This window comes from Cellulomonas sp. GbtcB1 (assembly GCF_019091725.1).
Classification (GTDB): Bacteria; Actinomycetota; Actinomycetes; order Actinomycetales; family Cellulomonadaceae; genus Cellulomonas.
Window position 1 is genome coordinate 31,578 of the sequence record NZ_JAGXJG010000016.1, and the last position, 21,120, is coordinate 52,697.

The 21,120-nt window shown below is 75.4% G+C and carries 19 protein-coding genes; 7 read left to right on the top strand and 12 right to left on the bottom strand.

The features are described from left to right. Window positions 1-11: 11 nt before the first annotated feature. The 10 genes from KVT14_RS08000 to KVT14_RS08045 form a co-directional block, all read right to left on the bottom strand. Window positions 12-1,001, bottom strand: coding sequence for an Abi family protein (locus KVT14_RS08000; protein ID WP_217615162.1), 990 nt, complete (start codon window positions 999-1,001; stop codon window positions 12-14). A 203-nt stretch (window positions 1,002-1,204) separates the two neighbouring features. Further along, window positions 1,205-3,397 (bottom strand): HlyD family efflux transporter periplasmic adaptor subunit, encoded by a 2,193-nt coding sequence (locus KVT14_RS08005; RefSeq protein WP_217615163.1) that lies wholly within the window; start codon window positions 3,395-3,397, stop codon window positions 1,205-1,207. Next, window positions 3,390-4,289: a DUF5666 domain-containing protein gene (locus tag KVT14_RS08010; RefSeq protein WP_217615164.1), complete on the bottom strand. Its 900-nt coding sequence runs from the start codon at window positions 4,287-4,289 to the stop codon at window positions 3,390-3,392. The genes KVT14_RS08005 and KVT14_RS08010 overlap by 8 nt, the downstream gene beginning before the upstream one ends. A 59-nt stretch (window positions 4,290-4,348) precedes the next feature. Further along, entirely contained in the window at window positions 4,349-5,581 is a 1,233-nt protein-coding gene (locus tag KVT14_RS08015; protein ID WP_217615165.1) for an ABC transporter permease, read from the bottom strand. Then, window positions 5,578-6,312, bottom strand: coding sequence for an ABC transporter ATP-binding protein (locus KVT14_RS08020; protein ID WP_217615166.1), 735 nt, complete (start codon window positions 6,310-6,312; stop codon window positions 5,578-5,580). The genes KVT14_RS08015 and KVT14_RS08020 overlap by 4 nt, the downstream gene beginning before the upstream one ends. Continuing rightward, on the bottom strand, window positions 6,305-7,600 hold the full coding sequence (locus KVT14_RS08025) for an efflux RND transporter periplasmic adaptor subunit (protein WP_217615167.1): 1,296 nt from the start codon (window positions 7,598-7,600) through the stop codon (window positions 6,305-6,307). The genes KVT14_RS08020 and KVT14_RS08025 overlap by 8 nt, the downstream gene beginning before the upstream one ends. A 278-nt stretch (window positions 7,601-7,878) precedes the next feature. Continuing rightward, window positions 7,879-9,441, bottom strand: coding sequence for a methyltransferase (locus KVT14_RS08030; RefSeq protein ID WP_217615168.1), 1,563 nt, complete (start codon window positions 9,439-9,441; stop codon window positions 7,879-7,881). Window positions 9,442-9,483: 42 nt separating this feature from the next. Next, the gene (locus tag KVT14_RS08035) at window positions 9,484-10,146 is read right to left on the bottom strand and encodes a histidine phosphatase family protein (RefSeq protein ID WP_308160959.1); all 663 of its coding nucleotides are present in this window, start codon (window positions 10,144-10,146) and stop codon (window positions 9,484-9,486) included. Further along, window positions 10,143-10,595, bottom strand: a complete 453-nt coding sequence (locus tag KVT14_RS08040) for a hypothetical protein (RefSeq protein ID WP_217615169.1) — start codon at window positions 10,593-10,595, stop codon at window positions 10,143-10,145. Before KVT14_RS08040 ends, KVT14_RS08035 begins: the two co-directional genes overlap by 4 nt. A gap of 107 nt (window positions 10,596-10,702) precedes the next feature. Beyond that, the gene (locus KVT14_RS08045) at window positions 10,703-12,997 is read right to left on the bottom strand and encodes a sodium-translocating pyrophosphatase (protein WP_217615170.1); all 2,295 of its coding nucleotides are present in this window, start codon (window positions 12,995-12,997) and stop codon (window positions 10,703-10,705) included. A gap of 262 nt (window positions 12,998-13,259) precedes the next feature. On the opposite strand from KVT14_RS08045, the gene KVT14_RS08050 reads away from it, so the two are divergent. From KVT14_RS08050 to KVT14_RS08070, 5 genes are all read left to right on the top strand, one after another. Next, the gene (locus KVT14_RS08050) at window positions 13,260-13,793 is read left to right on the top strand and encodes a sigma-70 family RNA polymerase sigma factor (protein ID WP_308160960.1); all 534 of its coding nucleotides are present in this window, start codon (window positions 13,260-13,262) and stop codon (window positions 13,791-13,793) included. Beyond that, window positions 13,790-15,202, top strand: a complete 1,413-nt coding sequence (locus KVT14_RS08055) for a hypothetical protein (RefSeq protein ID WP_217615172.1) — start codon at window positions 13,790-13,792, stop codon at window positions 15,200-15,202. The genes KVT14_RS08050 and KVT14_RS08055 overlap by 4 nt, the downstream gene beginning before the upstream one ends. 26 nt (window positions 15,203-15,228) lie before the next feature. Continuing rightward, window positions 15,229-15,450, top strand: a complete 222-nt coding sequence (locus tag KVT14_RS08060; protein ID WP_217615173.1) for a hypothetical protein — start codon at window positions 15,229-15,231, stop codon at window positions 15,448-15,450. A 151-nt stretch (window positions 15,451-15,601) separates the two neighbouring features. Continuing rightward, window positions 15,602-16,138, top strand: coding sequence for a SigE family RNA polymerase sigma factor (locus tag KVT14_RS08065; protein WP_217615174.1), 537 nt, complete (start codon window positions 15,602-15,604; stop codon window positions 16,136-16,138). Further along, the gene (locus KVT14_RS08070; protein WP_217615175.1) at window positions 16,135-17,709 is read left to right on the top strand and encodes a PQQ-binding-like beta-propeller repeat protein; all 1,575 of its coding nucleotides are present in this window, start codon (window positions 16,135-16,137) and stop codon (window positions 17,707-17,709) included. The genes KVT14_RS08065 and KVT14_RS08070 overlap by 4 nt, the downstream gene beginning before the upstream one ends. Window positions 17,710-17,765: 56 nt before the next feature. Here the strand turns inward: KVT14_RS08070 and KVT14_RS08075 are convergent, their stop codons facing one another. After that, on the bottom strand, window positions 17,766-18,716 hold the full coding sequence (locus KVT14_RS08075; RefSeq protein WP_217615176.1) for a GGDEF domain-containing protein: 951 nt from the start codon (window positions 18,714-18,716) through the stop codon (window positions 17,766-17,768). Window positions 18,717-18,895: 179 nt separating this feature from the next. Here KVT14_RS08075 and KVT14_RS08080 point away from each other — a divergent pair, with 179 nt between their 5' ends. Both KVT14_RS08080 and KVT14_RS08085 read left to right on the top strand, forming a co-directional pair. Next, window positions 18,896-19,429 carry a SigE family RNA polymerase sigma factor gene (locus KVT14_RS08080; RefSeq protein ID WP_217615177.1) on the top strand — a complete coding sequence of 178 codons (534 nt, stop codon included), beginning with the start codon at window positions 18,896-18,898 and terminating at the stop codon, window positions 19,427-19,429. Then, window positions 19,426-20,274, top strand: a complete 849-nt coding sequence (locus tag KVT14_RS08085; RefSeq protein WP_217615178.1) for a hypothetical protein — start codon at window positions 19,426-19,428, stop codon at window positions 20,272-20,274. The genes KVT14_RS08080 and KVT14_RS08085 overlap by 4 nt, the downstream gene beginning before the upstream one ends. Before the next feature lie 482 nt (window positions 20,275-20,756). Here the strand turns inward: KVT14_RS08085 and KVT14_RS08090 are convergent, their stop codons facing one another. Beyond that, window positions 20,757-21,104: an STAS domain-containing protein gene (locus tag KVT14_RS08090; RefSeq protein ID WP_217615179.1), complete on the bottom strand. Its 348-nt coding sequence runs from the start codon at window positions 21,102-21,104 to the stop codon at window positions 20,757-20,759. Window positions 21,105-21,120: the final 16 nt, after the last annotated feature.

A 21,120-nucleotide genomic window follows, 5' to 3' on the forward strand; every position in this document is an offset into this window, starting at 1 on the left:
GGTCCCCTCGGTCAAGCCGGTTCGTAGGTCCAGAGCTCCATCCCCTGCCAGCCCTCGGGAAACCCCATCGACGAATGGGGATCGAGGCCCGGGACAACAGGGAACTTCTTGACGACCGTCGCCAGCTGCCGCGGCCAGTTCGTCGTCGGGTCCAAGCAGATGAGCATGTGCCCGATGATCGCGGCGAGCACGTACACGCGGTTGTTGTCCGTGTGGCGGAGGTGGTGGAGCCGAAGGTGCGTCTGGGTCGTCGCCGGGATGCGCGGTGGGTACACCGTCGCGCGGTTCCACACGCGCGCGTTGTGAGCGCAGTGGTTGCGCAGGACGTTCAGGGATCGCAGCCAACCGTGCACGACATCACGGTTCTTGATCTCGAGAGTGCGTGCGATCGCCCCCGCGTCCCGGGAGCCGAGCAGGTTGTACAGGCCCGTCAAGCACCCGAAGGTCATGATCTCCGTGGCCGCCCAGATCGGGAGCCGGCCCTCGTACTTCCAGACGAAGTGGCGGACGAACTCTTCGGTCCTCGCGTCGTCCAGCAAGGCGTGGAAGCGACGCAACCACTCCTCGTGCAGCGTCCTCCGGGGGCCCGCGCCCCTCACGTGGGCGACCTCTCGGCACCGTGCCCCGTCCAGGTGCGCCGCGTCCAGGTGGCCGTGCGGGTCGGTCTTGCCCAGCTGGTAACCGACCTGCACGCGCAGGGCGACCTCGATCCGCTGGAGCCCGCTCAGGAGCACGCCCCGCAGGCGGTCGTCGAAGTCATGGAGAGCCACCGCCTGCTCGAAGGTCGCCCCGTCGACGAACTTGTCAGACGGTGGCAGCCGCGGTCCCGACGGTCCCTGCGGCGCCGGCCTCCGAAGGACGTAGGTGTAGGCGGAGAGCCGGTAGTAGCCGATCCGGCGCAGCGCGCGGACCGCGGCACGCTCGTCACCGATCTCCAGCCCACGCCGACGCAGCAGGCCGACCTGCGCGTTGTAGTTCAGGTGGGGCTTGGCGTACTTCATCGGACGCTCCTGCACAAGAAAACCGACCCATCAGTGCCGGTGACCGGAGGTCGGTGGCACCCAGAGGGGTCGGTGTTTGTGCCACGAGACTAGCCGAGGCACGACGTGCCTGCAGGTGATCTGGGTCACACGACGAGGCAGGGCGCCCGACCGGTGCCGCGCAGGGGACGCGGGGACCGGCCGGGCGCCGTCGAGGGCCCGGATCAGCTCCCGGGCGGGCCGCCGGCCGGGAGCCCGCCACCGCCGACGTCGCCGCTGAAGCCGCCCGGGAAGGTCATCTGTCCCTGGCCCGACGACGAGTCGTCGGTGCTGCCGCCCAGGCCGGAGAGCCCGCCGCTGGACTCCGAGTCGTCCGACACCAGCGACTCGCTCAGGTCCGCCAGCACCACCTCGTCGCCCGCCGACAGGCCGGACACGATCTGGGTGCGCTCGGCGCCGACGGCACCCCGCTCGACCTCGACGGACTCGACCGTCCCGCCGCTGAGCACCTGCACCGTGGCGGTCGAGCCGTCCAGGTGCACCGCCGACGACGGCACGGTGAGCGTCTGCTCGGACGCGGCGACCGCGATGGACACCTGGGCCGAGGAGCCGTTGTAGAGCGCGACGCCCTCCGGGTCGACCGAGATGTCCACGGTGTAGGTCGGGTCGGACGACGTCGTGGACGCGTTCAGGATGCCGATGGCCGTGACCGTGCCGGTCAGGTCCTCGTCGCTGGTGCGCACCGAGAGGGCGGCCTCCTGGCCGACCTCGACCAGGTCGACCTGGCTGAGCGGCACCGTGGTGGACACGGTGTACCCGTCGTCGCCGATGACGGTGATGACGGCCGACGTCGAGGAGGCCTCGACCTCGTCGCCCGCGGCGATCGAGACCGCCGCGACGGTGCCCGCGATCGGGCTGGTGAGGTCGACCAGGTCCAGCTTGCTCCGCGCGACGGCGAGCTCCGCCTCGGCCTGGTCGATCGCGGCCTGGTCGGCGAGCAGGTCGGCGGCGGTCGCGACCGCGGAGCCGCCCGAGCCCGTGGCGCCCGAGCCCGAGGTGCCGGACGGCACGGAGCCCGTGGTCGAGGAGGTGTCGCCCGAGGACGACTGGCCCGTGCCGGACGACGAGCCGCTCGGCAGCGCGGCGCTCTGGTCGGCGGCCGCGGAGCCGTCGGTGGTGCCGCTCGCCGTGCCGCCGGTCGTCCCGGTCGTGCCGCCCGTCGACGGCGCCTTGCCCGTGCCACCCGAGCCCGCCGACGTCAGCGCGTCCTGCGCCGCGGTCACCGCGGTGTCGAGGTCGGTCACCAGGGCCATGAGGCCGGTCTGCGCCTCGTCCACGGTCGTCTGCGCCGCGAGCACGGCGGTGATGGCGTCCTGGCACGAGGTGAGGTCGCCGGTGGTCGTGCTGGTGGTGGACGCGGCGCCGGTGATCACCGCGCCCGTGGTCGCGGCGGCGCCGCTCGCGGTGGCGTCTGCCGTCGCAGCCTCCTCGGCCGGCGCGTCCTGCGTCGGCTCCTCGGTCGGCTCGGTGGTCGGTTCGGTCGTCGGCTCGTCCGTCGATCCGTCGCCGGCCCCGTCGCCCGAGCCGTCGCCGGACCCGTCACCCGAGCCGTCGTCGTCGAGCACCGCCCGGCACGCCTCCTGCGCGGCCGCAGTCGCGGTGGACGCCTCCGCCAGCGCCGCCTGCGCCGCCTGGTACTGCGCGAGCAGCGCCTGCTGGGCGGCCTTCACGGCGGCGACCGCCTGCGTCACGGCGGGGTCCGCCGCAGACGCGTCGCCGTCGGTCGCGCCGGCTCCCGTCGACCCGCCGGCCTGCGCGTCCCCGCCGGTCGCCGCGTCGTCCGGGGCCGAGCCGGTCGAGCCGATCCCGGTCGACCCGGACCCGGTCGTCGACGTCCCCGTCCCGCCCGAGGACGCGCCGGTGCTGGTCGTGCTGCCGCTCGTGCTGCTGCCCGAGGTCTGGGAGTCGATGTCGTCCTCCAGCTGCTGCTGCGCGTCGGCCACGGCCTGCTCGGCCTCCTCGACGGCGTCCTCCAGGGAGGCGGTGTCGAGCGTGGCGAGCACCTGGCCCGCGGTGACCGTGTCGCCGACGGCCACGTCGACCGCGCCGACGGTGCCCGCGACGGAGAAGGACCGGTCGTACCGGCTGGCCGAGGCGACCGTGCCGGTGGCGTCGATCGTCTGCTCCACGGTCCCCCGCTCGGCGGTCGCCGTCCGGTAGCCGCTGCCCTTCGAGCCGTTGACGGCGATCGCCACGCCGCCGCCGACCATGCTGAGCGCGGCCGCCGAGGCGATCCCGCCCAGGACGAGCCGCCGGCGCCGCGCCGCGCGCCGGGCCCGGGCCTTGGGCGTCAGGGTCTCCGCGGGGGCGACCTCCGCCGCCCGGCGGCCCACGCGCCGCTTCAGGCTGTCACGCATCGTCGCCCTCGCTCCCGGTCGAGCCGGACGCGCCCGGGAAGCCGCCGCGCCCGCCGAACCCGGTCGAACAGCCGTCGTCGGTCGCGTCGGACAGCGTGAGGCTCGTCGCGGCGACCTGGCCGCTGCTGTCGGCCTCGCCCTGCGCCGTCACGCACCGCCCCACCGCGATGGCCGAGGCGTCCGCCGCGACCGTGCTGGTGAACGTGGTCGCGTCGTCGACGGTGACGGTGGCGGTCGTCGTCGTCGCGTCGTCCGAGCCGGGCGCCCCCGTCGACTCGACGGTGATCGTGCTGCCGTCGACCGCGGTGACGAGCCCGGCGGTCGCGCCGCCGAACCCGCCGCCGGAGCCCCCGGAGCCGCCCCCCGGGAAGTCCGTGGGCGCCCCGTCGGGCATCTCGGCGCCCTCGGGCAGGTCGGTCGGCATCCCGCTGGGCATCTCGCCGTCCGTCGGGAACCCGCCGCCCGAGCCGCCGCCGAAGCCGCCCGTGCAGCCGTCGTCGGTCGCCGCGGTGATCGCGACGGACGTCGCCGCCGCGCCCTCGTCGCCCGAGGTGAACGCCACCACGCACGACCCGACGGTGACGTCGGACAGCGCGGCGGTCACGGTCTGGGTGATCGTCGTGGTGCTGTCCCAGGCGACCGCCGTCTGGCCGTCGTCGCCCTGCACCTGCAGGAGGGCGTCGGCGACGGCGGCGATCTCGCCCGAGGTGCCGCCGCCGCCGGGCATCCCCCCGCCGCCCTGGCCGGACGGCGCCTGGGCCTGCGCGCTGTCGCCGGCGTCCGCGGTGCCGGTGGACCCGGCGTCGGCGGTGTCGCTCGAGCAGGCCGCGAGCAGCACCAGGACCGCGACGGCGGCGGGGGCGGCCAGGAGGCCGGTACGGGTGCGGGACATGTCTCTCCTCGTGGTGGTGGTGCCGGGGGCGGGGTCGGGGGCCGGGGGACGCACGGGCCTCACTCCGACCGCAGGGCGTCGATGGGCGCGAGCTTCGCGGCCCGGGTGGCGGGGTAGACGCCGAACACGAGGCCGATGGCCATCGCGATCGCGACCGAGCCGCCGACGGCGGCGCCCGAGATGACGATCGACGTGTCCAGCAGGTCCGGCAGGACCTTCGCGGCGACGACGCCGAGCGCCGCGCCGAGCAGGCCGCCGGCCAGGCCGAGCACGCCCGCCTCGACCAGGAACTGCCGCCGGATGGCCCACGGCGGGGCGCCGAGCGCCTTGCGCAGGCCGATCTCGCGGGTCCGCTCGGTGACGGAGACCAGCATGATGTTCATGACCCCGATGCCGCCGACCAGCAGCGACAGCGCCGCGATGCCGGTGAGCAGGACCGTCAGCGTCCGGTAGACCGAGGTCGCGGTGCTGACCAGGGAGTCCTGGCTGTCGATGCTGAAGTCCGCGCTGTCCGCGTCGGTGATGTCGTGCAGGTTGAGCAGGAGCCGGTTGGCCTCCTGGTACGCCGCCGCCAGCTGGTCCGCCGACGCCGCCTGCACGTAGATCGTGGTCAGCGAGTTGCGGTCGAAGCCGCCGGACACGGTGTCGGACGCGGTGGTCAGCGGGATCACGACCAGGTCGTCCAGGTCGGTGTCGGTGCTGGAGCCGGCGGTGTCGAGGACCCCGACGATCGTGAACGCGGTGTCCGCGATGGTGAGCTGCTGGCCGACGACGTTCGTGGTGCCGAACAGCTCGGTGGCGGTGGTCGCGCCGATGACGGCCACGGTCGCGCCCTCCGCGTCGTCGTCCGCCGTGAGGAACTCGCCGGAGGTGACGGCGCGGGACCGGACGTCGAGCCAGTCCTCGGTGGTGCCGACGACCGTGGTGGTCCAGTTCGTGTCGTTGGCCTCGACGGACAGCGACGACTCCTTCTCCGGCGCGACGGCGCCGATGTCCGGGGCGTTGACCTCGGAGGACAGGGCGTCGGCGTCCGAGCGGGACAGCGTCGCGCCCGTGCCGAAGCCACCGCGCACGCCGTCGGAGTCGGTTGACGAGCCGGGCGTGACGATGAGCAGGTTCGACCCCAGCGCGCTGATCTGCTGGCTGACGTCCTTCTGCGTTCCCAGGCCCAGCCCGACGGTGAGGATCACCGCGGCGATGCCGATGAGGATGCCGAGCACGGTCAGCATCGAGCGCAGCTTGTGCCCCCGCACCGCGGCCCAGCCGGTGCGCAGGGTCTCGGACCAGGTCATCGCGGGTTCACCTCGTCGGACTGGATGAGGCCGTCCCGGACGAACACGATGCGCCGGGCGTGCTCGGCGACCTCGAGCTCGTGGGTGATCAGCACGATGGTGCGGCCCTGGGCGTGCAGCTCGTCGAACAGCGCGAGCACGTCCTCGGTGGACCGGGAGTCGAGGTTGCCGGTGGGCTCGTCCGCCAGGATCAGCGCGGGCTCGCCCACCAGGGCGCGGGCGACGGCGACGCGCTGCTGCTGGCCGCCGGACAGCTCGCCCGGGCGGTTGTCCAGCTTCTCGCCCAGGCCGACCCGCTCCAGGGCGGCGACCGCGCGCTCCTTGCGCTCGGCCGCCGGCACCCGGCCGTAGACCAGGGGCAGCTCGACGTTCCGCCACGCGGTGAGCGACGGCAGCAGGTGGAACTGCTGGAACACGAAGCCGAGCCGCCGGTTCCGGACGTCGGCCAGCTCGACCTCGTCCAGCTCGCCGACGTCCTCCCCCGCCAGCCGGTACTCCCCGGCGGTCAGGACGTCCAGGCAGCCGACGATGTTCATCAGCGTCGACTTGCCCGAGCCGGACGGGCCCATGATCGCCACGTACTCGCCGGCGCCGATCGCCAGGTCGACGCCCCGCAGGGCCTCGAACTCGATGCTGCCCGTGCGGTACGTCTTGCGGGCGCCGACGATCTCGATGACGGTCCCCTCCGGGTCGGCCGCGCCGGGGAACCGGTCCAGGACGAGCTCAGCCATTGCCGCCGCCCGGGAAGCCCGCGCCGCCGCCGGGCAGCTGCGAGAAGTCGGGCATCTCGCCGGACGAGAAGTCGGGCATCTCGCCGCCGCCGGGGAAGCCCTGCTGGGTGTCGCCCGAGCCGTCGCCGGAGCCGGAGGCGCGCGGGCTGAACGTGGTGACCAGCACCTCGTCGCCCTCGGCCAGGCCCTCGGTGATCTCGACGAGGTTGCCCGAAGTCTCGCCGACGGTGACCGCCGTGGTGACCGTCGCGCCGTCCGCACCCTCCTGCGTGACGACGGTCCGGCCGTCCTCGGTGGTCACCGCCGACGCCGGCACGGTCAGCACGTCGGTACGGCGCTCGTAGATGATCGAGACGTCCGCCGACTCGCCGTCGTGCAGTCCTTCGGGGCTGCCGGTGACGTCGATGGTCACCGGGTAGGCCGCGACGCCGCCGGAGCTGCTCGACAGCAGCCCGATCTCGGTCACGGTGCCGTAGACGGTGTCGGTCGAGGAGTCGGTGGTGATCTCCGCCTGGTTGCCGACGGCCAGCAGGGCCACGTCCGACTCGCTCACGCTGACACTGGTCTGCCACGCGTCCGTGCCGACGACGACGAACTGCGCGGTGCTGGTCGACGTGGTCGAGGACGAGCCCGTCGACCCCGTGCTGCCGCCCATCCCGCCGGTGCTGCCGGTGCCCCCGCTGGTGGCGGAGCCGCTGCTGCCCGAGGACGAGCCCGACCCGGTGACGGCATCGCCGACCTCGACGTCCACCGTCGTCAGCAGGCCCGACACCGGCGCCGTGAGCGTCGCGCCGGCCATGTCGGCCTCGGCGTCGTCCACGGCGGTCTGCGCGACGTCCACCTGGGCGGAGAGCGCGGCGACCTGCGCGTCGGAGGAGTCGGAGCCGTCGGCCTCGTCCTGGGCGTTCGACAGCGACGCCTGCGCGCTCGCCAGCTCGGCCTTCGCCTGGAGCAGCGCGGCGTTCAGCTGCAGCGTGTCGACTGTCGCGAGCTGCTGGCCCGCGGTCACGGTGTCGCCGACCGCGACGTCGACCGACGTCACGGTGCCGCTCACCGCGAACGACACGTCCTCCTGGACCGTCGGGGTCAGCGTGCCGGATCCCGAGACCGACTGCTGGATCGTCGTCAGGCTCGCGGCCACCGACGTCGTCGTCGACTCCGGGGTGGCGGCCTGCGCCGGCGACTCGCGGAACCCGAACCAGTAGACCCCGGTCCCGGCGACGCCCACCAGCAGCGCGACCGCCACCACCCGCACCCACGGTCGGGTGCGCCTCCACAGCGACAGCATGTTCTCCCTCGGTCCGTCGGGGACGGACCGCGCTCGCGGGCGGTGCCGCGGGGCCGTCCCGGCTGGTCAGGACCGTAGGGAGCGAGGCTGGACCGGCCGTAGCACCACCCTGTGCTCAGCCTGTGCGGGAGGTTCGGCGCTGCGGGCGGGTTCGCGCGGGCGGGCTCGCGCGGGCGGGCGGATGGATCCACTCGCACGGACACGCCCGGGCGTGTTCGTGCGAAGGGTTCCATCCGCCCGGCGGTGGCTCGTCGAGCGTCCCTCCGGCGGGCGCGAGGTCAGGCCGGGAGGAGGAGGCCGTCCGCCACCAGGCCGCGGACCTCGGGCAGCACGTCCGCCGCCACCGCGTCGGCGTCGACGCCCAGCAGCGCGCCCAGGGCGCCGACGATCTGCCCGACCGTGAGCTCCCCGTCGCAGGCGCCGACCAGACCCGCGAGCGCCGTCCCCGCCTGCACGGTCCGCCCGAACCCGCCGCCCTGGCGCAGCAGCACGATCTGCGGGTCGACGTCGCCCGGACGCAGGTACCGCTCCTCGGTGACGTCGCCCGGCACGAGCAGCCGCTCGGCCGCGAGCGCCGCGTCGTCCCGCCGGCGCAGCCAGTCGTGCGCGGCCAGCGACGCCCCGATGGCCGGGCCGAGCGGCTGCCGGACCGTGCCGGTGACCTCCTCGAGCCGCCGCAGCCTCGGGGCGTCCGCCAGGTCCGCGGCCGGCCGGCGCAGGACGACGATCCCGAACCCGATGCCCTCGACGTCCCGGGACGCGAAGTCCGCGAGCCAGGCGGCGTACCGGGCGCGCCACGCCGCGGGGTCGCGGTCGGGGGTGGTGCCGCCGTCGCGGATCCAGGTCTCGGCGTACTGGGCGGGGTCCTGCAGCTCGCGCTGCACGACCCACCCGTCCAGCCCGGACGCGTCGAGCCAGGCGCCGACGCGCTCGTCCCAGGACTCCCCGCGCCGCACCTCCCAGTTGCCGAGCAGCTGCGCCACGCCGCCGGGCGCCAGCACCGACCCGACGGACGTGATCAGGTCGGACACGATCGCGTCGCCGGTGCGGCCGCCGTCCCGGTACTCGTAGGTCGGGACGTCCGCGGCCGCGCGCGGGGTGATGACGAACGGCGGGTTGCTCACCACCAGGTCGAACCGCTCCCCCGCGACGGGATCCAGCATCGACCCGAGCCGCAGGTCCAGCGCGGACGGCGCCAGCCCCGCCAGCGCCGCGTTGAACCGGGCGAACCCGAGCGCCCGCGCCGAGATGTCCGTGCCGACGACCACGTCGCTGTGCCGGGCCGCGTGCAGCGCCTGGATCCCGCAGCCGGTGCCGAGGTCGAGGGTGCGGGCGCTCGGCTCGCGCACCGTCACCTGCGCGAGCGTCGTGGACGCGCCGCCGACGCCCAGCACGTGGTCGGTGCGCAGCGCGCCGCCGGTCGCCAGCTCGCCGAGGTCCGAGGCCACCCACCAGTCGACGGGGCCGGCGGCGTCCTCCGCCTCGTAGGGCCGCAGGTCGACCCGGGCGCGCGCCGCGTCGTCCGCGCCCGCACCGGCCGCGGCGACCAGCCCCAGCCGCTCGGCGCCCTCGACGCCGAGCGACGGCAGCGCCCGGGCCAGCGCGGCCGCGGGCACCGGGACGCCGAGCACGAACGCGCGGACCAGCGCCGCGCGGGGCTCGTCGCCGGCCGTCGCCAGCAGGGCGGGGACCGGCTCCTCGCGGTGCAGCGCGGCGCTCGCGACCGGGCCGAGCAGCTCCTCGACCCCGGGCACGGTGAACCCGGAGGCGGCGAGGTCGGCGCGCAGCGCGGTGACGAGCGCGGGGTCGGCGGTCAGGGGCTCGGTCGGGGCGGCGTCCACCGGACCATCCTCCCCGACGCGACCCGGCGCGTCGGCCCGGCGTCAGACCGGCAGCGGCTCCCCGCCCGGCCCGTCGCCCCCGGCGGGCGCGGCGTGCGGCACGACCTCGTCCTGCCAGCGCGTCGCGTACCAGCCGGTCGGGCCGCCGGACTCCAGCGTCACCACGCCCGTGTTGTCGAGCGGCCAGCGCCCGGACGTGGCGGCGTCCAGGTTCCCGGCCCGGGTCAGCGTCCAGAGCCGGATCATCGCGCCGTGGCTGACCACCGCGACGGTGCCCGCGCCGGTGCCGAGCAGCTCGTACACGACCGCGTCGAACCGGTCGAGCGTCTCCTGCCCCGACTCCCCGCCCGGCATCGCGGCGCCCAGGTCCCCCGACGCCCAGGCCACCATCGTCGACAGGTACCGGTGCACCGACTCCTCGTCGGTGCGCATCTCCAGGTCCCCGGCGAGCACCTCGCGCAGGCCCTCCCGGACCTGCACCCCGAGGCCGTGCGGGCGCGCCACCTCCGCGGCGGTCGCCCGCGCGCGGTCCAGCGTCGACGCGTACACCGCGTCGAGCGGTTCGGCGGCCAGCGCCTCGCCGACCGCGCGCGCCTGCCGCTCGCCCTCGGGGGTCAGCGGCGCGCCCGGGGCGGCGGTGTCGAGCGCGTGGACCAGGTTGGACGGGGTCTGGCCGTGCCGGACGAGGTGCAGCCGCACGGTCACTCGCAGTTCTCGGTGGTGAACGCGCTCAGGTCGTCGCTCGCCGTGGCGAGGTCCTCGGAGTCGGCCTGCTCGGCGAACTGCTGCAGGGCGGCGGTGAACGCCTCCTGGTCCGTCGGGTCGATGTCGGCCAGCGCGTCGTCGAGCTCGGCGAAGGTCGAGGTGAACACGCCCCACGAGTCGGCGATGTCGTCCGGCGCCTCGACCTCGTCGAACTGGTCGCGGGCGTCCGAGATCGCGTCGGCGAACGCCTGCGGGTCGTCGCTGAGCGACCCGGCGGCGGTGATCTCCGTCATCGCGTCCTCGCCCGCGGAGCAGAACGCCTGGACCTTGTCGTCGTCGCCCGAGCAGGCGGCGAGCGGGACGACGAGCGCCAGCAGCGCGGCACCCGCGAGGGCGCCGCGGGCGGCGCGGCGGGACGGACGGAGGGCGGCGGCGCGGCGCGAGGTCATGGCCCCACCCTGCCGGACGGTCCGCCGGGCGTCGAGGCGGGCGCCGGACCGCCGCGGGGTGGACACCTCCGCGCCACGTCCGGCTCCGCCCGGCGGCACGCCCCGGGTCACGCCCGCAGCGGCACCTCGCGCTCCAGCCGCGCCTCCTCGTCCACCCGCGCCGCCCGCAGCCGGGACAGCACGACCGCGGTGAGCGCGATGAGCCCCGCCGCGATCGCGATCGACAGCCGCACCACGTGGTTCGCCCCGTCGCCGAGGCTGACCGTGACGACGGCCGGCGCGATGAGCAGCGCCACCAGGTTCATGACCTTGATGAGCGGGTTGATCGCCGGCCCGGCGGTGTCCTTGAACGGGTCGCCGACGGTGTCGCCGATGACCACCGCGTCGTGCGCCGGGGAGCCCTTGCCCCCGTACCGGCCGTCCTCGACCAGCTTCTTCGCGTTGTCCCAGGTGCCGCCCGAGTTCGCCAGGAACACCGCCATGAGCACGCCGGCGCCGATCGCCCCGGCGAGGAACCCCGCGAGCGGCCCGATGCCCAGCCCGAACCCGACCGCCACCGGCGCGGACGCCGCGAGCAGCCCGGGGGTGGCGAGCTCGCGCAGCGAGTCCCGGGTGCAGATGTCGACGACCTTGCCGTACTCCGGGCGCTCCGCGCCGGTCATGATCCCGGGGTGCTCGCGGAACTGCCGGCGCACCTCGAACACGATCGCCCCGGCCGCGCGGGTCACCGCGTCGATCGCGAGCCCGGAGAACAGGAACACCGTCGCCCCGCCCAGGATCACGCCGACCAGGGTCACCGGGCTGATCACCTGGTAGTCGGTCATCGCCAGGACGATGTCGCCCGGCACCTGCGTCAGGTCCAGCCCCCGGACCGCCCCGGCCACCGCGTCGGCGTACGACCCGAACAGCGCCGTCGCCGCCAGCACGGCCGTCGCGATCGCGATGCCCTTGGTGACGGCCTTGGTGGTGTTCCCGACGGCGTCGAGGTCGGTGAGGATCTGCGCGCCCTCCTCGGTGACGTCGCCCGACATCTCGGCGATGCCCTGGGCGTTGTCGCTCACCGGCCCGAAGGTGTCCATCGCGACGATCACGCCGACCGTCGTCAGCAGCCCGCAGCCCGCGAGCGCCACCAGGAACAGGGACAGGGAGATCGACCCGCCGGCGAGCAGGAACACCCCGCAGATCGCCGCCGCGATGGTGCCCGCCGTGTAGACCGCCGACTCCAGCCCGACGCCGATCCCGGAGAGCACCACGGTCGCCGCCCCGGTCTGCGAGGTGCGCGCCACGTGGATCGTCGGCTTCGAGGTCGTGCCCGTGAAGTAGCCGGTCAGCCAGAGGATGACGCCGGCCAGCACGACGCCGATCGCGACCGCCCCCGCCGCGACCGCACGCGGGTCGCCCGGGTGGTCCGCCAGCCCGGCCGTCCCGGCGAGGTCCGCGAACGACGACGGCAGGTACGCGAACGCCGCGACGGCCGCGAGCACCGCCCCCGCCACCGCGGCCACCGCGAAGCCGCGGTTGATCGCCGTCAGCCCGCTCTCGTCGCCACGCACCCGGGTCACGACGACCCCCAGCGCCGCGACCACCGCGCCGATCGCCGTGACGATCAGCGGGAACACGAGCCCCTCCTCGCCGAACGCCGCCCGGCCGAGGATCAGCGCCGCCACCAGCGTCACCGCGTACGACTCGAAGAGGTCGGCCGCCATGCCCGCGCAGTCGCCGACGTTGTCCCCCACGTTGTCCGCGATCGTCGCGGCGTTGCGCGGGTCGTCCTCGGGGATGTGCTGCTCGACCTTGCCGACCAGGTCGGCGCCGACGTCGGCCGCCTTGGTGAAGATGCCGCCGCCGACCCGCATGAACATCGCGAGCAGCGCGGCCCCGAAGCCGAAGCCCTCCAGCACCGCCGGCGCCTCGCCGCGGTACAGCAGGACGACCACCGCGGCGCCCAGCAGGCCCAGCCCGACGACCGACATCCCGACGACGCCACCCGTGCGCAGCGCGATCCGCGCCCCGGCCGCACGCCCGCCCGGGAGCGACGCCGCCGCGGCCACCCGCACGTTCGCCCGCGTCGCGAGCCACATCCCGAGGTAGCCGATCGACGCCGAGAACCCCGCGCCGATCAGGAAGAACACCGAGCGGCCGATCTTGACGCCGGCATCCCCCGGCAGCAGGAACAGCAGCGCGAACACCACCACCGCGAACAGCACCAGCGTGCGCAGCTGCCGGGACAGGTACGCCGCGGCGCCCTCCTGTACGGCCGCGGCGATCGCGCGCATCGACGCGGACCCCTCGTCGGCCGCCAGCACCTGCCGGCGCAGCACCACCGCCACGACGAGGGCGGCGACCGCCACGGCCGCGATGACGGCGACCACCACGAGGCTTCCGGACCCGAGCTCGACCATGCATCCTCCTCGGACGCGGGCACGGCCCTGCCCCGGCCGCCCCCGGTACGCGCCGCTCCGTTGCCGCGCGAGAGGACGCCACTGTAGCCAGATATGTCCGGTTGGGAAGGGGTGCGGGCGCACCCCTTGCGACGCCGGGATGGGCCGAACGGGTGACGCACGGCCGGCACCCCAACGGTCGGCGCCGCTGCCACGTCCACCGCACGACACTCATCCCCGGGGGAGCGCCGGCACGACCCCGGACATCAGCTGCGGAGGACCCGTGACCTGGCAGGACGACCTGGCCGCCTTCGCCCGGGAGCGCGGCCCCGCGCTCGTGGGCTACGCGCGGCTGCTCACCGGCGACACCGCGGCCGCCGAGGACCTGGTCCAGGAGGCGATCGTCCGCGCCTGGTCCCGGCGCCGCTCCGGTGGCGACATCACCTGGCTCGAGGCGTACGTCCGGCGTGCCGTCCTCAACGGGTGGGTCGACGACGTCCGGCGTGAGCGGGCGTGGCGGGACCGCGCCCACCTCCTGGTCGACGACCCCGCGACCCCGTCGCCGGAGGGCACCACCGTCGACCGGGCTCGGGTCGCCCGGGCCCTCGACCGGCTGTCCCCGCGCGAGCGGGCCTGCACGGTGCTCCGCCACTACGACGACCTCACGATCCCCGAGATCGCACGGCGGCTCGACCTCTCCGAGGGAGCCGTCAAGCGCTACCTGTCCGACGGTGCGCGCCGCCTGAGCCGGCTGCTCGGCGTCGCCGACGACCTCGACACCGAAGACCTCTCGACCACGAACGGAGGCCCGCGATGAGCGACGAGCTGCGCCGCGCCCTCGACGACCTCGTGCAGGACGTCGCCGCCGAGCAGGACTCCCGGGCGCGCTCCGGGGGCGGCCTGCCCGTCGGCGCGATGACCGCGCGAGCCCGCCGGAACCGCATCCGGCACACCGCGCTCGTGTCCGCCGTGACCGCGTGCGCGGTGCTCGGTGTCGCCGCCGGGGGGGTGGCTGTGGCGTCCTGGGACCGCCCCGAGTCCGCCCCGGCAGCGCCGCCCACCCGGACCTCGGCGCCGTCCCCGACGCCGACGTCGAGCCCGTCCCCGACCACGTCGTCCGTGGTGCTGCCCTCGGGCGACCCTGCGCTGCCGTTCGGGACCTGCGGGTCGTTGGTCGGCGCACCCACGGCAGCACCTGCCGGCGAGGGACTCGCGCTCGAGCTGGCAGCGACGCCCTCGGTGCTCGGCGGCGCACCGGTCGACGTACGGACGACGCTCGCCGCCACCTCGGGCGACGTGGGCGCAGTCGCCCCGCAGACGGGTCCGACCGTGCTGTTCTCGCGGGACGGCGTCGTGGTCGCCACGGCCCTCACCTACCCGGCCGGTACGACGGTCGACGCCGTGGCCTTCGTCTACGACGACCCGGACCACCCGTCGCGCTCGACCTTCGTCAGCCACGTGACCCCGACCGTGTGCGACGCGCCGGGCGCCTCGGTGGGCGAGCCGCTGCCCGCCGGGGACTACGCGGTGATCGCGGTCGCCGGGACGTGGACGACCGGGCGCGACGCGCTGCGCGGCGTAGCAGGGGACGGCGTCTGGACCGCGGCGGACATCGCTTCCTCCGTGCCGCTCGAGGAGCGCTCCGTGATGTCCGCCGCGGTGCCCGTCCGGGTCGAGGTGCAGGATGCCGACCCTGCGACGCTCCCGCAGGCACCGACGGGGCCGCCGAGCCTCGACGGCGTCGGCGTCGCGGACGATCTGAACCCCTACCCCGACAGCTGCGACACCGTCGTCACGCCGGACCCGGCCGGGGGCCTGCTCGCCGTGACCGGCCCACGGGGCACCGTCACCGCGGGGACGGAGGTCGAGGTCGCCACCACCTACGGCGGCTCCGGCAGGATCTCGCTCGGCCGAGGCAGCCTGCTCCGGCTGGTGCGCGACGGCGCGGTGGTCGCGGCCACCGCGGTCGGGTACGACCTGGAGGACGTCGACTTCGGCAGCACGGTCACGACGGCCGTGCCCACCGCGTCCTGGGGGACCTGCGCGGGCGGGACGACGACGGCGTACGGGGTCGCGCTCGAGCCCGGCACGTACACGGCCTACCCGGTGGTGCTGGCGAGCCCGTACGGGCTCGTCGGCCCCGACGGGACGGAGATCGTGCCGCGCGGGTCGGAGGTCACCACGCGCCAGCTCGTCGGGGAGCCGTTCACGCTCGTCGTGCCGTGAGGCGTGCTCGCAGGTCACCGCGCACCATGCTGGTCGGGGACTACCCGCTGCCCGACGTCCCGCTCGTCGGCGCCCTCGCGGGCGCCAAGATCACCGCCCTCCTCGCGGCCGACGCCGGACCCGATGACGCCGACCTCGGCGGGAGCAGCACGTCCTTCTTCCTGACGCTCCAGGGCTACGACGTCGAGGTGACCGAGCAGCCCGGGCCCGGTGGGAGGAACAGCCTGGTGTACCGCGTGACTCGCTGACGAGGACCGGACCCGCCGCGTCGGAGCCGGCGGAGCCGCTCCGCCGACCGGGTGAACGCGGCCCGCACCCCAACGTTGCGCAGCCCGTCCTCGTCTCACCTCACGACAGGATCACCCCGGCCGTGCCGGGCGGGACGACGAGGGGGGCCACGTGGCGTGGCAGGACCAGGTGACGGAGTTCGTCACGACACGGGGCCCGGCGCTGGTCGGGTACGCCCGGCTGCTGACCGGTGACCACGACAGCGCGCAGGACCTGGTGCAGGACGCTCTCGCCAAGGCGTGGTCCCGCTGGCGGGCGGGCGCCGACATCGAGTCGCTGGAGGCGTACGTCCGGAAGGCCGTGCTGACGACCTACCTGGACCAGTACCGGCGCCGGCGGCTCTGGCAGGGGCGGGCCCACCTGCTCGTCATGCCCGAGGCCGAGGCGGCCACCGCTGCGGCGACGGAGACCGCGACCGACCTGGAGTCCGCGCTGCGGCACCTCGGGCCGCGCGAGCGGGCGTGCGTGGTTCTGCGGTTCTACGAGGACCTGACCGTCGCGGGTATCGCGGACCGGCTCGGGATCTCGGACGGTGCGGTGAAGCGCTACCTGTCGGACAGGACCAAGCGCCTCGGCGCGCTCATGGGGGAGGTGCGCCCGGTCGCGGAGACGGTCGAGGTGCAGACGGCGACGGAGGACCGGCGATGAACGAGCACGACCTGCACGGTGCTTTCGGCGACCTCGCCCGGCGCGGGGCCGACGACCAGGCGGCGCGGATGCGCGAGGGCGCGGGGCTGTCCGCGGGCGAGATCACCCACCGGGCCGCCCGCGCCCGGCAGCGGCGCGCCGGCGCGAGCGCCGTGACCGGCGTCGTGGTCGTCGCCGGCCTGGTCTTCGGTGGCTCGGCGCTCACCCACCGACCGGACCCGCAGCCCGCGGACACGCCCAGCCCGACGGTCACCCGGCCGGCACCGGAGCCGAGCCTGACGAACGACCCGGTCCCCACCGCGTCGCCGACGTCGACCGGGTCGGGCCCCGACGTGGGCGACGCAGGGGCCGACGTCATGCCTGTCGGCCTGCTGCGTGCCTACGCCGGCGCCCCGCGGCTCGCGTGGACGGTGCCGGGCGCGGACCTCCGGCCGCCGGGCGGCGAGGGCGGTGGCACCGCGCTCGGCGACGCCACCGCGAGCACGCACTCCCTCAGCCCGTTCCGCGCCGTCGCAGCCGGCAGCGGCTGGCTGGTCGCGGCCGGAGCCCCCGCGGACGAGCGCCTCGTGACGGTCGACCCGGGGACCGGCGACATCAGGTGGGCGGTCGACGGCGGCGCCGACGGCGTGCTCTCCTGCGGCGGCGCCTTTGACGGGCTCCTGGTGTGCCTGGCACGGGTGGGCACGTCCACGGACACGGAGGTCCAGCTGCGGGACCCCGGCACGGGGGCTGTCGTCCGGACGGCCGGGCCCGGGGGTCACGGGCTCGCGGTCGTCGGCGACACCGCACTCGTCTTCGGCTCGGACGACGCCGACGTGCACCTCCGGACCATCGACCTCGCCACGGGCGCGACCCGGCACGAGACCACGGTGGCCGGGCTCGTCCAGCTCGACGCACCGGTCGGTGACGGGGTCGAGTCCTGGGAGAGCGCGGGGTCGCTCGTCCTCGTGCACGGCTACCAGTACAACCTCGCCGTCGACGTCATCGACCTCTCGGTGCGGGCCCGGTCGCTCACCGTGCCGACCGCCGTCCGCGCGGACGGCTGGGTCACCGGTCCCGGCGCGGACGAGACCCTCCGGGCCGTCGGGCCGCAGGGGCAGGAGGTGCCGCTGCCGGGCGCCTACGTCAGCACGCCCTCGGTGTGGGCTCCGACGGCCGGGTCGGTCGTGCCGCTGCTGGTCGGGAGCAGCCCGTACGACGGCGCGGCGGACCGTGTCACGGCCGTCGACCCCGGCTCGGGCGCGACCCTCTGGTCCGTGCAGGGCGCGTGGAGCGCGGACGGGGTGGTGGGGGACACCGCCCTGCTGCGCGGGGACGGCGTGCTGATCGCGGTCGACCTCCGTTCCGGCGCCGAGCGCTGGCGCTCCGCGACATCGGGTGAGCTGGTCGGGTTCGACGGCACCCGGGTCGTCGTGGGCGCGTACGACGGGGCGAACCGCGCGATCGCCCTCGACCTGGGCGACGGCGCCGAGTCGTGGTCGCTCCCCCTGGCCGACCAGCGCGTGGAGCAGGTCGACGGGACGCTGGTGCTCGTCGACGCCGACGGGTCGCTCAGCGCCCTGCTGCCGTAGCCGAGCAGGGGCGGCGCTGACCGGCCGGACGCAGGGGGTCCTGCCGGTCGGCGCCGTCAGCCCGGCGCCGCCACCACGGGCAGGGGGTCCGCCTTCCGGGCCAGCATCCGCCGCTGGGCCTCCTGCACCAGCGCGTCGCCGTCCGCGGCGCCCCGCTCCGAGGCCACCCAGGCCAGCCGGACCGGCGGTTCGTCCAGCGCCCGTGGCAGCAGCGCGCGGCCCACGCGCTCGACGACCCGCGCGACCTGCTCCTCCGCCTCCGCTTCGGGCACCCCCGGCAGCAGCACCACGGCCATCAGCTCGTCGCTGCCGGTGCGGCCGACCAGCGCCCCGGCAGGGACCCCGTCGGCGAACCGGGCAGCCAGCAGCCGGAGCAGCGCGTCGCCTGCCGCACCGCCGAACCGCGCGTTCACGCCGGCGAACCCCTCGATGTCGGCCTGCACCAGCAGCAGGCGGCGACCGCTCCCGGGCAGCAGGCGTGCCCACTCGCGCAACGTGTGCAGCACCAGCTCGCGCCCCGGCAGCCGGGTGAGCGGGTCGTGCAGCGACCGCTCCGACAGCGCGGCCACCAGCGCGCGCACCAGGTCCGACGTCGCCACCGCTCCCCAGGTGCCCGACCGGACGAGCACGTCGTCGTAGCGCGTCTCCCCGGACCGCTCCATCGCGCGGGTCGCCGACTCGACGATGGCGGTGCGCTCGTCGACCACGAGCGGGGACCAGTCCGCGACCTCCCCGACGGGCCGCCGCGCGAGCACCGCGCGGCCGTACCCGAGCCGCCCGGTCTGCGCGTCGGTGAACCGGCTGCGGGACACCATGCCGATGCTGCCGTCCCGCTCGTCGACCACCGCCAGGCACGGCAGGTGCGGCGATCGGAACAGGACCTCGACCTCGCTCATCGGCAGGTCACGGTCCACCACCGCGACGGGCACGGCGATCTCGCCCACGGAGCGGTGCACCCCGCCGACGGCGCGGGAGGTGCGGACGAGGAGGTCGACGTCGTTCGGCACGACCGCATGGTGCCGCCCGCCGGGCGGCGACCCCCGCCCCGCGACCCCGAGGCGCCGAGAGTTCCTCCGCTGTTCACCGGGCGGCCCCTGCGCCTGCGCCGATCGGGTGACCGGTACAACCTCGGGTGCCGGCCGGTCGTCCACCTGACGAGAGGATCGCGACGAGCGGGAGGACGAGCGTGCAGCACGGAGACGAGGCGGTCGCGGCACTCGCCCGCGAGCGGGGACGTGCCCTGGTGGGCTACGCGTACCTGCTCACGGGCAGTCTGCGGGACGCGGAGGACCTGGTCCAGGACGCCCTGGTCAAGGCGATGGTGCGGGCGCGTTCGGGCGTCGACCTCGACACCGCGGAGGCCTACGTGCGCCGCGCGATCCTCACCACGTTCGTCGACGGGCACCGCCGGCTGCGCCGGTGGCGGGACGCGGTCCCCCGGCTGGGGCACGAGAGCACGCTCCCCGTCCCGGACGGCGCGGACCGCGTCACCGCGCAGGTCGACGTGCGGTCCGCTCTCGCGGCCCTGCCGCCGCGAGAGCGCGCCTGCGTCGTGCTGCGCTACTTCGACGACCTCCCGCTCGCCGAGATCGCCGACGCCCTCGGTGTGAGCGTCGGCGCGGTGAAGCGCTACCTGTCCACCGGGACGCACCGCCTGGAAGGACTGCTGGGACCGGTGCACGGACGCGCGGTGCGCGACGCGGAGAGGAGCTCGCTGTGACGTTCGACCTGAGCCGGGCGCTGGACGAGATCGCGGACGACGCCGGTGCCCACGGGCGGCCCGCCGACCCGGGTCGGGTGGTCGCCCTCCGCCGGCGCCGGCGAGTCGTGCGGCGTGGCGTCGGTGCGGTCGGGGCCCTCGCCGTCACCGGCGTGCTCGTCCTGACGGGCGCGACACTCGCGGACTGGCGCGCGCCCGACCCCTTGCCCGCGGCGCCGGAACCGACCACGTCCGCACCGGAGCCGGCCCCGGAACCGGACCCGGGCGAGACGCCGGACCCGGGCGTGCCGAGCACGTCGAACCCGCCGGTGACGCCGGGCGTGCAGGCCACCGAGCGGCCGGCAGCGGACTCCGCCCCGTTGGCCGATCCGGGCGTCAGCAGGTGGGACGGGGAGTCGAGCCTGGTGTCCGACGCCCCGACCTCGGGCGACGGCCTGGAGGACGGCGACTTCTTCGGCAGCGTCCTCGCGGTCGACCCCGTCGCGCGCACGATCACCGTCGACCTCGGGATCTTCTACGGGGGCGACGCCGCGACGACCTGGGCGCAGGAGCACGAACCGGAGCTGCTCGAGAACGACGGCCCGCACAGCGGATACGTGATCGTCGACGACGTCCCCCGATCGCGGACGCTCGCGCTCGCACCCGACGCGGTCGTCACCGGCTACTGCCAGCTCCCCGAGGCGGTGGTGCAGCAGCCGCGGGACCTCGGCGGGCTCACCGGCCCGGAGCCGGCGGGGTGCGCCGACGCCTCACGCGTGGACGGCTCCGTCGGGGGCAGGGCCCGGTTCTGGGTCGACGTCCGGGGCGGCCAGGTCGCCCAGCTGGCGGGGCAGTTCCTTCCCTGACCCACGACGGCGGTCCGGCGGGCGCAGGGGGCCCGCCGGACCGTGCGCCGTCGTCTCCCTCGTCCACCACCGCCAGGCACCGCAGGTGCGGCGACCGGAGCAGGAGGCTCGCCGACCCGATGGTGAGAGCGGTCAGGGGCAGGACCGCGATGGTCGCAGCCCCGGTCTTGCGCAGGGACAAGACCACAAGAGCAACGCTGGAGCCACCGTGACCTCGGGCGACATCGTGAGCAACCCCTCGGTTGGCGCCACGGCGACCTCGGGACCCGTGAACTCCGTCGGCTGATGGATCTAGCCGTGGGCCGGTCGTCGGCCCCGCACGCTGGGATCCTCGGCTGGTTGCGCCGACGAGCGGGAGGGCTCGCGACGGCCGGAGAAGCCCGCCTGACAGGGACGACGTAACGACCGCCCACGCCGGACGGGCGGACGCCGTCGTCGCAGCCACGGGACCCGGACGTCGGTGCGTGCCGACCCCGGTGAGGTCAGTCCTCGCGGTCGGCGGCGAGCGCCTCCTCCACCGTCTCCCGGATGGTGAACACCTGGGTGAGCGCGGTGATGCGGAAGACCTTGAGCAGCCGCTCGGAGTCGATGACGAGCTGGAGGCGCCCGTCGAGCCCCCGGACGCGCTTGAGCACGCCGACGAGCAGCCCGAGTCCCGTGGAGTCCATGAACCGCACCTCGGTGAGGTTCACGACCAGGTCCACGTGCCCGGAGTCGACCAGGCCGGTGAGCTTCTCGCGCAGCGCGGGCGCGGTGTACACGTCGATCTCGCCGGTCACGTCGACGACGGTCCTGCCCTCGACGGTCCTGCTGGCCACGCTGACGTCCACCGGAGCTCCCCTCTGC

What these genes read in the sequence shown, in the direction of transcription:
- KVT14_RS08005 (WP_217615163.1), bottom strand. Translation starts at nt 3,397, where the DNA reads ATGCGTGACAGCCTGAAGCGGCGCGTGGGCCGCCGGGCGGCGGAGGTC.
- KVT14_RS08015 (WP_217615165.1), bottom strand. Translation starts at nt 5,581, where the DNA reads ATGACCTGGTCCGAGACCCTGCGCACCGGCTGGGCCGCGGTGCGGGGG.
- KVT14_RS08055 (WP_217615172.1), top strand. Translation starts at nt 13,790, where the DNA reads ATGAGCGACGAGCTGCGCCGCGCCCTCGACGACCTCGTGCAGGACGTC.
- KVT14_RS08020 (WP_217615166.1), bottom strand. Translation starts at nt 6,312, where the DNA reads ATGGCTGAGCTCGTCCTGGACCGGTTCCCCGGCGCGGCCGACCCGGAG.
- KVT14_RS08010 (WP_217615164.1), bottom strand. Translation starts at nt 4,289, where the DNA reads ATGTCCCGCACCCGTACCGGCCTCCTGGCCGCCCCCGCCGCCGTCGCG.
- KVT14_RS08000 (WP_217615162.1), bottom strand. Translation starts at nt 1,001, where the DNA reads ATGAAGTACGCCAAGCCCCACCTGAACTACAACGCGCAGGTCGGCCTG.
- KVT14_RS08070 (WP_217615175.1), top strand. Translation starts at nt 16,135, where the DNA reads ATGAACGAGCACGACCTGCACGGTGCTTTCGGCGACCTCGCCCGGCGC.
- KVT14_RS08025 (WP_217615167.1), bottom strand. Translation starts at nt 7,600, where the DNA reads ATGCTGTCGCTGTGGAGGCGCACCCGACCGTGGGTGCGGGTGGTGGCG.
- KVT14_RS08060 (WP_217615173.1), top strand. Translation starts at nt 15,229, where the DNA reads ATGCTGGTCGGGGACTACCCGCTGCCCGACGTCCCGCTCGTCGGCGCC.
- KVT14_RS08040 (WP_217615169.1), bottom strand. Translation starts at nt 10,595, where the DNA reads ATGACCTCGCGCCGCGCCGCCGCCCTCCGTCCGTCCCGCCGCGCCGCC.
- KVT14_RS08045 (WP_217615170.1), bottom strand. Translation starts at nt 12,997, where the DNA reads ATGGTCGAGCTCGGGTCCGGAAGCCTCGTGGTGGTCGCCGTCATCGCG.